15 protein-coding genes are annotated in these 14,708 nt (G+C 66.3%); 9 read left to right on the forward strand and 6 right to left on the reverse strand.

The window, feature by feature from the left end; translation table 11 throughout:
* Positions 1-27: 27 nt before the first annotated feature.
* Together BLS50_RS29425 and BLS50_RS29430 are read left to right on the forward strand one after the other, a co-directional pair.
* Entirely contained in the window at positions 28-897 is an 870-nt protein-coding gene (locus tag BLS50_RS29425) for a carbohydrate ABC transporter permease (RefSeq protein ID WP_006480925.1), read from the forward strand.
* Entirely contained in the window at positions 894-1,754 is an 861-nt protein-coding gene (locus BLS50_RS29430; protein WP_074806269.1) for a carbohydrate ABC transporter permease, read from the forward strand. The genes BLS50_RS29425 and BLS50_RS29430 overlap by 4 nt, the downstream gene beginning before the upstream one ends.
* 32 nt (positions 1,755-1,786) lie before the next feature.
* Here the strand turns inward: BLS50_RS29430 and BLS50_RS29435 are convergent, their stop codons facing one another.
* Entirely contained in the window at positions 1,787-2,809 is a 1,023-nt protein-coding gene (locus BLS50_RS29435) for a LacI family DNA-binding transcriptional regulator (protein WP_074806273.1), read from the reverse strand.
* A 6-nt stretch (positions 2,810-2,815) separates the two neighbouring features.
* On the opposite strand from BLS50_RS29435, the gene BLS50_RS29440 reads away from it, so the two are divergent.
* A complete protein-coding gene (locus BLS50_RS29440) occupies positions 2,816-3,736 on the forward strand; it encodes a phosphatidylinositol-specific phospholipase C (protein WP_176934318.1) in 921 nt (306 codons plus the stop codon).
* Here BLS50_RS29440 and BLS50_RS29445 read toward each other — a convergent pair whose 3' ends face one another.
* Positions 3,737-4,693, reverse strand: a complete 957-nt coding sequence (locus BLS50_RS29445) for an alpha/beta hydrolase family protein (RefSeq protein ID WP_074806277.1) — start codon at positions 4,691-4,693, stop codon at positions 3,737-3,739.
* A 116-nt stretch (positions 4,694-4,809) separates the two neighbouring features.
* On the opposite strand from BLS50_RS29445, the gene BLS50_RS29450 reads away from it, so the two are divergent.
* Positions 4,810-5,337 (forward strand): GNAT family N-acetyltransferase, encoded by a 528-nt coding sequence (locus BLS50_RS29450; protein ID WP_074806281.1) that lies wholly within the window; start codon positions 4,810-4,812, stop codon positions 5,335-5,337.
* A gap of 18 nt (positions 5,338-5,355) precedes the next feature.
* On the opposite strand, the gene BLS50_RS29455 is transcribed toward BLS50_RS29450, so the two are convergent.
* Together BLS50_RS29455 and BLS50_RS29460 are read right to left on the reverse strand one after the other, a co-directional pair.
* Positions 5,356-6,417, reverse strand: coding sequence for an alkene reductase (locus BLS50_RS29455; RefSeq protein WP_011547376.1), 1,062 nt, complete (start codon positions 6,415-6,417; stop codon positions 5,356-5,358).
* Between the two features lie 81 nt (positions 6,418-6,498).
* Entirely contained in the window at positions 6,499-6,807 is a 309-nt protein-coding gene (locus tag BLS50_RS29460) for an ArsR/SmtB family transcription factor (protein WP_006496873.1), read from the reverse strand.
* Positions 6,808-7,057: 250 nt separating this feature from the next.
* Between BLS50_RS29460 and BLS50_RS29465 the strand changes: the two genes are divergently transcribed.
* Together BLS50_RS29465 and BLS50_RS29470 are read left to right on the forward strand one after the other, a co-directional pair.
* Positions 7,058-7,768 carry an HAD family hydrolase gene (locus tag BLS50_RS29465; RefSeq protein WP_074806284.1) on the forward strand — a complete coding sequence of 237 codons (711 nt, stop codon included), beginning with the start codon at positions 7,058-7,060 and terminating at the stop codon, positions 7,766-7,768.
* 85 nt (positions 7,769-7,853) lie between these two features.
* Complete coding sequence (locus BLS50_RS29470; RefSeq protein ID WP_074806287.1) at positions 7,854-9,023, forward strand: alpha/beta fold hydrolase; 1,170 nt, start codon at positions 7,854-7,856, stop codon at positions 9,021-9,023.
* A gap of 153 nt (positions 9,024-9,176) precedes the next feature.
* Here the strand turns inward: BLS50_RS29470 and BLS50_RS29475 are convergent, their stop codons facing one another.
* Positions 9,177-9,518, reverse strand: coding sequence for a cupredoxin domain-containing protein (locus tag BLS50_RS29475; protein ID WP_074806290.1), 342 nt, complete (start codon positions 9,516-9,518; stop codon positions 9,177-9,179).
* A gap of 19 nt (positions 9,519-9,537) precedes the next feature.
* On the reverse strand, positions 9,538-10,482 hold the full coding sequence (locus tag BLS50_RS29480) for a metallophosphoesterase family protein (RefSeq protein WP_074806293.1): 945 nt from the start codon (positions 10,480-10,482) through the stop codon (positions 9,538-9,540).
* A 254-nt stretch (positions 10,483-10,736) separates the two neighbouring features.
* On the opposite strand from BLS50_RS29480, the gene BLS50_RS29485 reads away from it, so the two are divergent.
* The 3 genes from BLS50_RS29485 (at position 10,737) to BLS50_RS29495 (ending at position 14,146) form a co-directional block, all read left to right on the forward strand.
* Entirely contained in the window at positions 10,737-10,946 is a 210-nt protein-coding gene (locus tag BLS50_RS29485; protein WP_074806296.1) for a phosphate transporter, read from the forward strand.
* Positions 10,947-11,033: 87 nt separating this feature from the next.
* On the forward strand, positions 11,034-12,788 hold the full coding sequence (locus tag BLS50_RS29490; RefSeq protein WP_074806299.1) for an ABC transporter permease: 1,755 nt from the start codon (positions 11,034-11,036) through the stop codon (positions 12,786-12,788).
* An 11-nt stretch (positions 12,789-12,799) separates the two neighbouring features.
* Positions 12,800-14,146, forward strand: a complete 1,347-nt coding sequence (locus BLS50_RS29495; protein ID WP_074806301.1) for an ABC transporter ATP-binding protein — start codon at positions 12,800-12,802, stop codon at positions 14,144-14,146.
* Positions 14,147-14,708 lie beyond the last annotated feature (562 nt).

The following is a 14,708-nucleotide window of genomic DNA, read 5'->3' on the forward strand; positions in this document are numbered from 1 at the left end:
CGTCGATCCATCGGCCGGAGGCCGCGCATGAAAGCGTTCGGCCGCAGCCTGCCGTTCGTCGCGCTGCTCGGGCCCGCGCTGCTGGTGCTCGCCGCGCTCGCGCTGTATCCGGTCGCGCAGGTGCTGATCGACTCGTTCTGCCGGGTCGATTACTCGGCCGGCCGCCGCGCGTTCGCGGGGCTCGCGAACTATCGCGCGGTGCTCGGCGACGACGCGTTCGCGGCCGGCTTCGGCAACACGCTGCGCTTCACGATCGTCGCGTCTCTCGCCGAAGTCGCGCTCGGCTTCGGCCTCGCGCTGCTGTTCGTGCGCGCGTTTCCGGGTCGCCGCATCGCGCTGCCGCTCGCGATCCTGCCGATGATGCTGTCCACGCTCGTGTGCTCGGCGATCTGGCGCAACTGGCTGAACTTCGACGGATTCCTGAACGCGCTGCTCGCGGCGTTCGGCATCGAAGGCGTGCGCTGGCTGTCCGACCCGCATCTCGCGTTGTGGTCGCTCGCGCTCGTCGACGTGTGGCAGTGGACGCCGATGGCGTTCCTGATCGTGCTGGCCGGGCTGCAGTCGATCCCGCAGGAGCTGTACGAAGCCGCGCGCACCGACGGCGCGAGCGAATGGCAGTGCCTGCGCGACATCACGCTGCCGCTCGCGGCGCCGCAGATCGGCCTCGCGCTGCTGCTGCGCTCGATCGACACGTTCAAGCTGTTCGACAAGGTCTATGCGCTGACGGGCGGCGGCCCCGGCAATGCGACGCAGACACTGTCGACCTATATCTACGACACGGGCTTCCGCTTCTTCAACGTCGGGCCGGCGAGCGCCGCGTCGGTGCTGATGCTCGCGGCGTCCGCGCTGCTGGTCTCGGGGTACGTATGGCAGACGGTTCGCAAGCGGCGCGCATGACGACGCGATCGGCGGGTATCCCGCGCGCCCGAACGGGCGTCGCATTCGGTCACGCGATGCCGTGGGCGCTGCGCGTCGTCGCGCTCGCGCTGTTGCTGCTGCCGTGCCTGTGGATGGCCGGCGCGGCCTTCATGCCGACGCTCGAACGCCTCGATCATCCGTTGCGGATCTGGCCGGCCGCGCCGACCTTCGAGCATTTCGCGTCGGTGTGGGCGAACGGGATCGGCGCGCCGCTGTTCAATTCGTTGCTGGTCGGCTTCGGCACGACGCTGCTCGCGCTGGCGCTCGCGTTTCCGGCCGCGTACGCGCTCGTGCGGCTGCGGTTTCCGGCGCGGCTCGACCTGCTGTTCCTGGTGCTCGTGCTGGCGCTGAAGCTGATGCCGCCGATCACGATCGCGGTGCCGCTGTTCGCGCTCGCGAAGCGGCTGCACCTGCTCGATTCGACGCTCGGCCTGATGCTCGCGTATCAGATCTACGCATTGCCGATGGCGATCTGGATGCTGCTCGCGTTCGTGCGCGACGTGCCGATCGAATACGAGGAAGCAGCGTGCATCGACGGCGCGGGGCTCGCGCGGCGGCTCGTGCAGATCGTGCTGCCGCTGTGCGCGCCGGGGCTGATCGCGACCGCGATCTTCGTGTTCATCGCCGCATGGAACGAATTCCTGATCGCGCTGCTGTTCGTGTCGACGCCGAGCCGTTTCACGCTGCCGCTCGCGATTGCCGGCTACGTGACGGAGAACGGCATCGACTGGGGCGACCTGATGAGCGCGGGGCTGATGGCGTCGCTGCCGACGCTCGCGGTGGCCGGCTATGTGCAGCGCTACCTGTTGCGCGGCTTCGCCGGCGGGCTGAAGTGATGCGCGGCGTGGCCGCGCCCGATGCTGCGCCATCACGCGCAACTGTCCCGCACCACCTGCGTGATCGGCACGACGCGCGTGCGCGACGGGCCGTCGAACGTCTGCATCCGGTCGGCGAGCAGGTCGATCGCCGCATGCGCGAGGCCGCGCGTGTCCTGTCGCAGCGTCGTGAGCCGATACGCATCGTATTCGGCGGCGGGGATATCGTCGAAGCCGATCACGCGCAGGTCGTCCGGCACGCGCAAGCCGAATTCGCCACGCGCGACGTCGAGCACGCCGAGCGCGAGCAGGTCGGACGAGCAGAACACGCCGTCGGGCCGCTCACTCGCCGCGAACAGTTGCCGCGCTGCGTCGATTCCGCTGGCATGCGTGTCGGACGGTGTGTCGATCACCTGCGCGAGCGTCGCATCGAATGCGTCGCCTTGCCCGATCGCCTGCTCGAACGCCGCGGCGCGCGACCGCGCGCTGTAGCTCGCGCCACGCGGGCCGACGAACGCGAGCCGGCGCGCGCCGGCCCGCACCAGCCGCTGCGCGGCGTGGGCGGCGCCCGCCGCGTTGTCGCTGACGACCACGTCGGCGCCCGGCAGGTTCGCTTCGCGGTTGATCATCACGACCGGAATCCGGTGTTCGAGATATTGCTGCGCGACCGACAGCGGCGGCGACGCGGACGTCATTACGAGGCCCGCGATCCGGTAGCTGAGCAGTTGTTCGAGCGATTGCCGGACCTGGCGCGGATCTTCCGCATTGGTCACGAGCGGCGTGAGCGCGCGCTGGCCGAGCGCGGCCATCAGGTCCGACAGCAGCCGCGCGCGGAACGGGTTCTCGAATCCGGCCGTCACGACGCCGATCATGCTGCTGCGCTGCGTGATCATGTCGCGCGCGATCAGGTTGACCTGGTAGCCCAGCGCCCGCGCGGCGACCATCACGCGCTCGCGCGTTTGCGGCGCGATGCTTGCCGTCGGCGAGAACGCGCGCGACACTGCGGAGCGCGAGACGCCGGCCCGCGCCGCGACATCCGACGCCGTCACCCATGGTTTTCTTTCCTTGTCATTCATCGATTCATGATCCCTTCGCGCCACGATACGTGCATGCCGCCTGCCGACTGGATGTCGGCGCTCGACGACGCGCGGCCGCTGCATACGCTGACCCTACCGGGCAGCCATGACACCTGTGCGTATACGGTCGACGATTCGCTGGTGCGCACGCAGCGTGCGCCGCTCGACGCGCAGCTCGCGCATGGCGTGCGGCTGCTCGACATCCGCTGCCGGCACGTGCGCGACGGGTTCGACATCCATCACGGCGGCATCGCGCTCGGCATGACGTTCGACGACGTGCTGGCAACGTGTACGCAGTTTCTCGATGCGCATCCGCGCGAATGCATCGTGATGTCGGTGAAGGACGAGTGGCCGGCGCATGCCTGCACGCGCGGTTTCGATGCGACGTTCGACGCGCATCGCGCGCGGCATCAAGGGTTGCGCTGGCACGCCGGCGGCACGTTGCCGACACTCGGCGACGTGCGCGGCACGGTCGTGCTGCTGCGGCGCTTTCGCAGCGGCCGGCCGCTCGGCATCGACCTGACCGCGTGGCCCGACAACGCGACGTTCACGATCGACCATCCGGACGGCGCGTTCGTGATCCAGGACGAATACCGCGTGCCGGTGGCCGCGTCGATCGCATGGAAGTGGCGCGCGATCGACGCGTTGCTGACGCACTTGCCGCTGCCGGACAGCGGCAGATGGGCGCTCAATTTCTGCAGCGGCACGGGGATGGGTGCGAATCCGTCGGTGGTCGCACACGGCGATGGCCGCGTGCCGGGCATTCATGCGCGGCTGGCCGAGCGCTTGCGCGAGCAGCCCGGCCCGTACGGCGCGATGCTGCTCGATTTCTGCGATGACGACGACTGGGCGCTGGTGCGCGCGCTGATCGAATGCAACGCTCACACGCCGGAGCAGGGCGCCTGGCGCAAGGCGTTTCGCTGTTAGTCAGCGAAGATTCGCGTTGAAGAACGCGAGTGCTTTCGCATCGAGCGATGCGTGGAACGCGGTGCGATCGAATCCCTTGGCGTCCGTGCAGATGTCGGGCGCGTCGTGGGTCAACTGCTCGGGGCACGGCGCGAGAAACGCGAAATGCGCTGAATTCGGCACGACGTGGAATTCGGGTCGTTGCGGCAGCAGCGCGGCCAGCGCGGGCGCCGTATCCGGCGTCACGCCGTCGCCGCCTGCCTCGGATGCCCAGAGCTGGATCGGCGCGCGGACGTTCTTCAGCGTGTCGGCGGTCGGGAATTCGTCGAGTGGATCGGCCAGCACGTAGGCCTTGATGCGCGGGTCGTGCGTCAGCGGCGCCTTCGGCAGGTCGCCGGCCCGGATTTGCTTGCAGATCGGCCAGGCCGGGTCGGGGCAGGCGACCGGCGCGTGCGCGAAATCCGGATTGCCGCCGGCCAGCACGAGGCCCGTATAGCCGCCGCGCGAAAAGCCGAAGAAGCCGATGCGGGCCGGGTCGATGTGCGCGGCATCCGGCGCGTGACCGAGCATGTAGTCGACCAGGCGCTTGATGTCGTCCGGGCGCTCGACGAATTCCTGCAGATCGGCCGCACGGCTCATGTCGGAGAACGTGTCGCCCGGATGGTTGATCGCCGCGACGACGTACCCCGCATCGGCGAGCGTTTCGGCCAGATCGTGGTGGCCGAGGAACGAGCCGCCATGGCCGTGCGAGATCACGACGAGCGGCAGCTTGTCGCCGGCGGTTGGACAGTCGCGGCGTCCTTTCAGTGTGTAAGGGCCGACCGTGAGCGATTGTGTGGCGTCCGCGCACGGTGTCCAGACCATCGCGCGCAACTCGGGGCCGGCCGCATCGGCAGGAATCCGAAGAAACTTGACGCCGGCCGCGTGCGCGACCGTGGCGGACAGGCAGAGCAGGGCAGCCAGCAGCCGGTTTTTCATGTCGATTCCCGAGGCAGGGGTGCGGCGCGCTTGTAGCGACTCACCCTATCGTTCGAAACGTCTGAAGTTTCGATTATAGTGACCGCCGTTCCCGACTGCCTCCCTGAATTGCCGTCATGTTTCCACCGATCCTGATTCGCCCCGCCACGCGGGAAGACGCGGCCGCGATGGCCGCCGTGGAAGTCGCCGCCGCGCAGCGTTTTCGCGAGATCGGCATGGCCGACATCGCCGACGGCGAGCCGACCGATGCGGCCGCCGTGCTCGTGCGGATCGACGACGGTCGCGCCTATGTGGCGGTCGATCCGCAAGGCACGTGCGTCGGGTTCGCGTTCTACCGGCTGCTCGATGCGCAGCGGCTGTATCTGGAGGAACTGGATGTCGCGCCGTCGCACGCAGGGCAGCGGATCGGCGCGCGTCTCATTGAACAGGTGATCGCGCGCGCGGCGCGGGAGCACGTCGAGCAGGTGGTGCTGTCGACGTTCCGTGACGCACCATGGAATGCACCGTACTACGCGCGCCTCGGTTTCCGGATCATCGACGATACGGCACTCGACGACGCGTTGCGCGCAATCCGCGCGCACCACGTCGCGCTCGGTCTCGATGAAACGCAGCGCGTGTTTATGCGTGCGGACGTGCACGCCTGAACCCGCGCTGTTCTACCGTCAGGCCGCGTCGCTCAGCGCCGGGTAGTCGGTGTAGCCCGTTTCGCCTTCCGCGTAGAACGTCTCCGGCACCGGCTTGTTGAGCGGCGCGCCGATTTCGAGGCGGCGCGGCAGGTCCGGGTTCGCGATGAACAGCTTGCCCCACGCGATCGCGTCGGCGCTGCCGTTCGCGAGCGCGGCCTGCGCGGTGTCGAGCGTGAACTGCTCGTTCGCGATCAGCGGGCCGCCGAACGCTTCCTTCAGGCGCGGGCTCAACTGGTCGCCCGAATACGATTCACGCGTGAAGATGAACGCGATCTTGCGGCGGCCGAGTTCGCGCGCGACATAACCGAACGTTGCCGCCGGATCGGAGTCGCCCATCGTATGCGCGTCGCCGCGCGGTGCGAGGTGCACGCCGACCCGGCCCGCGCCCCACACGTCGATCGCCGCGTCGACCACTTCGAGCAGCAGGCGCGCGCGATTCTCGATCGGGCCGCCGTACGCGTCAGTGCGGCGATTGGTGCTGTCCTGCAGGAACTGGTCGAGCAGGTAGCCGTTCGCGCCGTGAATCTCGACGCCGTCGAAGCCGGCGGCCTTCGCGTTTTCTGCACCCTTGCGGTATGCGGCGACGATGCCCGGAATTTCGTCGAGTTCGAGGGCGCGCGGCGTCACGAACGGGCGCGGCGGACGCACGAGGCTCACGTTGCCGCCCGCGGCGATCGCGCTCGGCGCGACCGGCAGGTCGCCGTTCAGGAACATCGGATCGGAGATCCGGCCGACGTGCCAGAGTTGCAGCACGATGCGCCCGCCGGCCGCGTGCACGGCCTGCGTGATCTGCTTCCAGCCTTCGACCTGTTCGTCGGACCAGATGCCCGGCGTGTCGGCATAGCCGACGCCTTGCGGCGTGACCGACGTCGCTTCGGTAATGATCAGGCCGGCCGACGCGCGCTCGGCGTAGTAGCGCGCCATCAGTGCGTTCGGCACGCGCGCCGCGCCCGCACGGGAGCGGGTGAGCGGCGCCATCACGATGCGGTTCGGCAGGGTCAGGTCGCCGAGGGTAACGGGATCGAACAGCGTGGGCATGGCAGATAACCTCTTCACGAAAGGCGGGGAAGCCGTCGCGTCATGTGCGACGGCGCCCCGCATGGCCGGTTCGGCCGTTGGCTAGAGTTCGCGGCGCAGTGCGTCGTGAAATGCGTCGATGACGGCCTCGTTGCGCTGGAAGAACGCCCACTGCCCGATCCGCGTCGACGTCACGAGCCCCGCGCGCTGGAGTGTCGCGAGGTGCGCGGAGACGGTCGACTGCGACAGCCCGCAGCGCGCGTCGATCTGGCCCGCGCAGACGCCGTGTTCGTACGGCAGCGTCTGCTGCGGGAAATGCTCGCCGGGCGTTTTCAGCCAGACGAGGATTTCCCGGCGCACGGGGTTCGAGAGCGCTTTCAGGATCGCGTCGATGTCGAGTTCGGTCGGCATGGAAAGGCTGGGTGTTCGGTCAGGCAAACGGGTATCGTCGATGTGCGAATCTTATATCGGATTTTTGCGATATGTTTGAAAGCACTGCCGGCAATGGGGTTGATAGCGTGTGACGATCGCGGGGGCGCATCAACGCCGGGCGCAGCGCCTGCAACCCGGCTGCCCGGTTGCAGGTTGCGTCGCCGACGATTTCCTATCGCTGCACGCGTAACATACGCGGCATTGTTCGTTGTGTTTACGGAGTCCTTTCATGTCTGTTCGGGCCGTCATATTCGATTTCGACCTGACACTGGCGGATTCGTCCGCCGCGATCATCGAATGCACCGAGTACGCATTGCATCAGCTGGGCGCCACCGGTCCGACGCCCGCGCAGATCCGCGCAGTGATCGGGCTGCCGCTGCCCGACATGTTCCATTCGCTGACGGGCGAAACCGAAGCGGCACGGGCCGAGGCGTTCGCACGGCACTTCGTGGTGCGCGCCGACGAGATCATGGTGCCGGGCACCCGCATCTATCCCGAAGTGCCGCCGCTGCTCGCGGCGTTGCGCGAGCAAGGGCTCGCCGTCGCGATCGTGTCGTCGAAGTTTCGCTACCGGATCGATGCGATTCTCGAGCGCAACGGCTTGCAATCGCTGGTCGACGTGTTGATCGGCGGGGAAGACGTGCAGCGCCACAAGCCGGACCCGGAAGGGCTCGTGCAGGCCCTGGCGCGGCTCGGTTTGCCTGCCGCGGCGGCGATCTACGTCGGCGACCACGCGGTGGACGCCCAGGCGGCCGAGCGTGCCGGCGTACCGTTCGTGGGCGCGGTGAGCGGCATGACGTCGTTCGACGCGTGGGCGCAAGCCGGCAAGCAGGCGGTGCCCACGCATATCGGCGAACTGCTCGGCATCGTGCAGCGGATGCAGTGTCGCGCGGGCGAAACGTGCGCCGACGCCGAACGCGGTGCGCAACCGGCCGGTTGACCCGTTTTCCATGATCGGCCGGCGGCGTGCGACGGATTCTGCGACCATCGCCGTTCAAGTCATATCCGCCACCCGAGCTGCCGCCATGTCCGTCATTTCCGTCGCGTTTTTCCGCATCCGACTTTCGCGCGTGCTGCCGGCCGCCCGGGCGCTGTCATATGCCGTTCCGCTCGTGCTGGCCTGCGCCGCCGTCGGCATGCTGGTCGGTGCGCAGCCGGCCGAAGCCATGACACCCAAGCAACGCGAACGGCTCGAAGCGCCGGTCAAGGCCGTCGCCGACCAGCGGCTGACCGTCGACACGCCGCAGGGCAGCGCGGTGCTGCCCGTCTACGCCGACCATCCGCTCGATCAGGCCGCGCCCGACGTTGTACGCGTATTCATCGTGATTCATGGCACGCTGCGTAATGCCGACGCGTACTACGCATCGGGGCGCAAGGTCGTCGACAAGGCCGGCTCGGCCGGCCCGGGCACGATGGTCGTCGCGCCGCAATTCCTGACACGCGCCGACATCCGTGCGTTTTCGTTGCCCGCATCGACGCTCGCGTGGACGCAAGAAGGATGGAAGGGCGGCGAACCGGCGCGCCAGCCGGGCCCGGTCAGCTCGTTCGCGGCGCTCGACGCGTTGCTCGCGCATTTCGCCGACCGCAGCCTGTACCCGTCGTTGTCGACGGTCGTCGTGATCGGTCATTCCGCCGGCGCACAGTTGCTGCAGCGTTATGCAGTGGCCGGGCGCGAAGGCGACGCGCTGTCCCGTACCGGCATTGCCGTGCGCTACGTGGTCGCGAACCCGTCGAGCTACCTGTATTTCGACGACGAACGGCCGAATGCCGACGCGCTGACAGGCGGCGCCTGTCCGCGCGCAACCGAATGGAAATACGGGTTGAAGTCGGCGCCGCCTTACGTTGCGTCGCAGGACGTGCGCGACCTCGAAACGCGTTACGTCGCGCGCCGTGTCGTGTACTTGCTCGGGCAGGCCGACACGAATCCCTATACGCATTTCATCGACCGTTCATGCGCGGCGATGGCGCAGGGGCCGTACCGGCTGGCGCGCGGGCTCGCCTATTTCGATTACCTGAAGAAGCGGCATCCGGACGATCTCGCGCAGCAGGTCGTCGAAGTGCCGGGTGTCGGACATGACGGCCTCGGCATGTTCACGTCCGTTTGCGGGCTGGCCGTGCTGTTCGGGCAGGCGTTGCCGCAGTCGTGTCCGGTCGTCGCCGGCACCGCGCCGGAACTGCGTGCAGCGGGGCAGTGAGCCCCCATGCAAGGCTCGCTCCGCGACGAAATCAATCGACCGGAAAATGCAGGCATCGTGCTGGGCTTCGTCTGCCACGCAGGCGAAGCGGACGACCGCCGTTGTAGGCGGCAGCCGCCCGTCGTTCGCCCGCGCGTTGCGGGGCGAGCCGCTTCATTCGACGGTGATCGTCTCTTTCATGTACGGATGAATTCCGCAGAACACCTTGTACACGCCCGGCTTGTCGAAGCGGAACGCGTACGTCTCGTCCTGGTCGAGCGCCTTCGAATGAAAGATGCCGGCGTCGTTGACGACGGTATGCGGCTCCGCGTCGAGGTTCTTCCACGTGATCGTCGTGCCGGCCTTGATCGTGGTCGACATCGGCGAAAACATGAAATTGCGGATCGTCACGAGCGGGCCGTTCGGGCCCTGCGCGAACGCGGCGGGTGGCGTGCCGGCGGCGGCGCCGCACAGGATCAGCGCCGCGACGATTCGAGAGCGTTGGAAGCGGATCATGTCGTTCTCCTTATATTGATCACGCGAGCGTCGCATCGTGCAGCGACGACGCGACCGGATGGCCGGCGAATTCGACGGTCGTCACGCCGAGCATCGACGGCAGCCGGTCATGCGGCACCGTGAGCGGCACGGGCCCCGGGCCGTTGCCGGCCGTCGGCTGCGGGAATGCGGTCGAGCGGGCGGTATGGAACGTCACGTTGCCCTCGACCTTCGACACGATCTGGTGGATGTGCCCGTTCAGCACGGTGACGGAGCCGAAGCGGCGCAGCAGCGCCATCGTCTGTGGCGCGTCGCCGGTGCCCCAGCCCCACGGTTCGTAGATGGTCCACATCGGCATGTGCGAGAACACGACGATCGGCGTGCTCGACGAGCGGCCTTTGAGATCCTGTGCGAGCCACGCGAGCTGCTCGTCGCCGAAGCTGCCGAGCCCGTTCGGCTTGAAATGCATCACGTTGACGAGTGCGATGAAATGCACGCCCGCGTGATCGAAGCTGTAATAGCCGCGGGTGTCCGACGCCTTGCCGAACCGGCCGAAATATTCGGCGCCCGAACCGTCGGTGACGTCATGTTCGCCGGGCACCGTATGCAGTTCCGGCACGCGCAGCGCGGACAGCAACTGCGACGCGTGGTCGAATTCCTCGGGCTTCGACAGGTGCGTGATGTCGCCGGTATGGATCGCCAGCGCGGGTAGCGCGGGCATCCCGTTGACGAGGTCGATCGTCTGCTTCAGCGTGGCCGACACGTCGGGATTCGCGTCCTTGTTGAAGCCGATGTGCGTATCGCTGATCTGCACGAACAGTGGCCGGCCCGCGTCCGCCGGGCGCGCTTCGCCGGTCTGCGCGAGCGCGAGGTCGAACGGCGTGAGGATGCCGCCCGACAGCGTGAACAGCGTGCCGAGCCCGCCGAAGGCCATGCATTGCAGGGCCTTGCGACGCGATGGGCGGGTGGGGGTCGATGAAGACATGTAAGCCTCGCATTCGTGTGACGAAACCGGACGGCCGGATCGTCCTGGAATAAGCCGGCGCCTTCGCATGCGATACCGGCGAAGCGGCGGATTTATTCCCGACCGTTGCGAGATCGAACACCCGTGTCGGCGGCCGGCGGGGCAGTGTGCGACTCCCGCCGGATGACCCGTCAATGTCCTGTAAGTGACACGTCACATTTGCGTCACGGCCGCCCGATAGCCTCCCACTCCGAATCCCCTCTCCGGAGCCCTTCATGCCGAACCTCGCGGCAACGGATACGGGCGGTGCGGTCGGCCACCGCACGCGCCCCCTCGGCCTCGCGCTGTTTTTTCCGGTCATTGCCCGCGGCATCGCCCATGTCGGCGTTCATCCCGGTGCCGACCTCCGCGTCATCGAGGAAGGCTCGGTGCTGTCGTTCGCGCCGCCGATCACCTCGCACCGGGTACTGCACGGACTGTCCTGATTCGCGCCGCTGCCGCGACGCTTGGCTGCGCGGCACGCGGCCGGACCCATCGATTTTCAATTCAACACAAGACACAAGACGCTACCGATGGATATCAGTTTCTTCGATCCGAATCGCACCGCCAACGCGTCCGCGTGGCGCGTGCTGCCCAACCGCTGGGACGCGATCGCGTTTCCGCTGATCATCGGCATACTCGCGATGGCGATCGTCGGTTTTCACCAGACGATGGCGCCGATCGGCGTGCTGCAGACGCAGAAGATTTCGCTCGATCCGTCGAACCTGCCTGAATACGCATTGCGCACCACGCTGCGGATGCTCGCCGCGATGATTGCGTCGCTCGTGTTCACGCTCGTCTACGGCACGCTCGCCGCGAAAAGCCGCCGCGCGGGGATGGTGCTGATCCCGATCCTCGACATCCTGCAGTCAGTGCCGGTGCTCGGCTACATCTCGTTTACGGTCACGTTCTTCCTCGCGCTGTTTCCGGGCCGCGTGCTCGGCGCCGAGCTGGCCGCGATCTTCGCGATCTTCACGAGCCAGGCATGGAACATGACGTTCAGCTTCTACCAGTCGCTGCGCACGGTGCCGCGCGACCTGGACGAAGTGTCGCGCGGCTTCCACCTGACGTCCTGGCAGCGCTTCTGGAAGCTCGAAGTGCCGTTCTCGATGCCGGGCCTGATCTGGAACATGATGATGTCGATGTCGGGCGGCTGGTTCTTCGTCGTCGCGTCGGAGGCGATCACAGTCGGTAACCAGACGATCACGCTACCGGGCATCGGTGCGTATCTCGCGCGGGCGATCTCCGACAAGAATCTCGGCGCGGTCGGCTGGGTGATCGTCGCGATGTCGGTTGTGATCCTCGCCTACGACCAGTTCCTGTTCCGTCCGCTCGTCGCGTGGGCCGACAAGTTCCGGATGGAGAACACCGCGTCGGGCGATGCGCCGCAATCGTGGCTGCTCGACATGATGCGTCGCACGCACCTGATCCATCAGTTGCTCGTGCCGGCCGGCTGGCTGCTGTCGCAGGCCGCGCGGATTCCGCTGCGCGTGCCGTCGCTGACAGGTACACGCGTGCGTGGCGCATCGGCGCACCGTTCGTCGCGCATCGGCGACATCGTGTGGGGCGCATTCGTGATCCTGCTGACGGTGTACGTTGCGTGGCGTGTCGTCAGCTTCGTCGCGACCGGCGTGACGATGGCCGAGGTCGGCCACGTGCTCGTGCTCGGCCTGATCACGCTGCTGCGCGTGCTGGTGCTGATCGCGATCGCGTCGGTGATCTGGGTGCCGCTTGGCGTGCTGATCGGGCTGCGCCCGAAGCTGGCCGAGAAAATCCAGCCGCTTGCGCAGTTCCTCGCCGCATTCCCGGCGAACTTGCTGTTCCCGGTATTCGTGATCGTGATCGTCCACTTCCACCTGAACGCGGATATCTGGCTGTCGCCGCTGATCGTGCTCGGCACCCAGTGGTACATCCTGTTCAACGTGATCGCGGGCGCGATGTCCTATCCGAACGATTACAAGGAAGCGACGAAGAATTTCCGCATCCGCGGCTGGCAATGGTGGCGCCAGGCGATCCTGCCCGGCATCTTTCCGTACTACGTGACCGGCGCGATCACCGCCTCGGGCGGCGCGTGGAACGCGAGCATCGTGTCGGAGTTCGTACAGTGGGGCGACACGAAGGTCGTCGCGCACGGTCTTGGCGCGTATATCGCGCAAACGACCGCCGCCGGCGATTTCCCGAAGATCATCCTGGGCATCGCCGTGATGTCCCTGTTCGTCACCTTGTTCAACCGCCTGCTGTGGCGTCCGATGTACGCCTATGCGGAATCCCGGCTCCGTCTCGATTGAGAGTAAGCGCGATGCAAAATTCGACCGTTATCAACCCCCCCGTCAAGACGTCCCAGCCGCTGCAGCCGCCGCGGCTCGGCGAAGAAATCCTGCGCGTCGAGCATGTGAACCGCGGCTTCAACAAGACGCAGGGCGAACTGCTCGTGCTCGACGACGCGAACCTGTCGCTGCGCGAAGGCGAGATCGTCGGGCTGCTCGGCCGCTCGGGCTCGGGCAAATCGACGCTGTTGCGCATCATCGCCGGCCTGATCGAGCCGACCGGCGGCGAAGTGACCTACCTCGGCAAGCCGCTGCGCGGCCCGGCCGAAGGCGTCGCGATGGTGTTCCAGACCTTCGCGCTGTTCCCGTGGCTCACCGTGCTGCAGAACGTGGAAGCCGGGCTCGAAGCGCTCGGCGTCGGCGCGCGCGAACGGCGCGAGCGTGCGCTCGCCGCGATCGACCTGATCGGTCTCGACGGCTTCGAGAACGCGTACCCGCGCGAGCTGTCGGGCGGGATGCGCCAGCGCGTCGGCTTTGCGCGCGCGCTCGTCGTCGACCCGACGATCCTGCTGATGGACGAGCCGTTCTCCGCGCTCGACGTGCTGACGGCCGAGACGCTGCGTACCGACCTGCTCGATCTGTGGACGCAGGGACGCATGCCGATCAAGTCGGTGCTGATCGTCACGCACAACATCGAGGAAGCGGTGTTCATGTGCGACCGGATTCTCGTGCTGTCGTCGAATCCGGGCCGCGTGATCGCCGAGATCAAGGTGCCGTTCAAGCATCCGCGTAACCGGCTCGATGCCGATTTCCGCAAGCTCGTCGACGACATCTACGCGAAGATGACCGCGCGCCAGACCGGCGAGGCGACGAAGAAGGGGCTCGAGCTCGGCAGCTGGATGCCGCGCGTATCGACCAACCTGATGGCCGGCCTGATCGAAACGCTCGCGATGGCGCCGTACCACGGCCGCGCCGACATGCCGGAAATCGCACGCTCGCTGCATCTGGAGGTCGACGAACTGTTCCCGATCGCGGAAGTGCTGCAGCACCTTGGTTTCGCGGACGTGCGCGAAGGCGACGTGTTCCTGACGCCGCCCGCCCGCGTGTTCGCGGAATTCGGTACGCAGGAGCGCAAGCTGATGTTTGCCGATCACCTGCTGAAGCACGTGCCGCTTGCCGCGCGGATCAGGAAAGTGCTGAACGAGCGTCCGGGTCATCGCGCGCCGCGCGTGCGCTTCGAGCAGGAGCTGGAGGATTTTCTGTCCGACGAGGCGGCGGAGGAAACGCTCGATGCGGTGATCGACTGGGGGCGGTATGGGGAGGTCTTTTCGTACAACGACAAGACGGAAGTGTTCAGTCTGGAGGATGTCGAGTCGTAAAGTCGGAAAGTAGAACTGTAGGGCGCGACATCCATTCGTCGTCGATGTCGCGTCGACGTCGAGCCCTGCTGCACGGCAGCCAGTACTGCCGACAAGTTCTCCCCGTCACAGTGCCGGCAAGCTTCACCTAAGCGCTATCCGACCGAATCGGAAGCGAATCCGGGTGTCATTCCTGCTTCACAGCAATGCCCAGTGAAATTGATGCGTGACAATTTTCTACATTGTAAATTTCGATTGGTTATAGAATTGGTTGTCTTGTGTCATTCGGGGTGTTGATGATTTGAATGGAGATTTATTGGATATATTTCTTCTTGAAATCAACCTAAATTCCCATTGAATTGAATTTGGTGTGTTCAGTGCAGGGTTGAAGTATGGGTGGCCGCGAATCCCAGTTTTACTGGCATGTAGGCCTATCTTCGCCATCCGGTGATTCCATTTGACGGTGCTTGAGAGCGCTGGGTTTGAGCTAAAAAGAGATAATAAAAAATATAAATTTTAATCAGCGTTTATATAAATTAATAAAATTAAAAGGCTATTTCCTTGACGATGTGAAAATGCAGGA

Source organism: Burkholderia orbicola (genome assembly GCF_900100915.1).
GTDB classification, from domain to species: Bacteria; Pseudomonadota; Gammaproteobacteria; order Burkholderiales; family Burkholderiaceae; genus Burkholderia; species Burkholderia orbicola.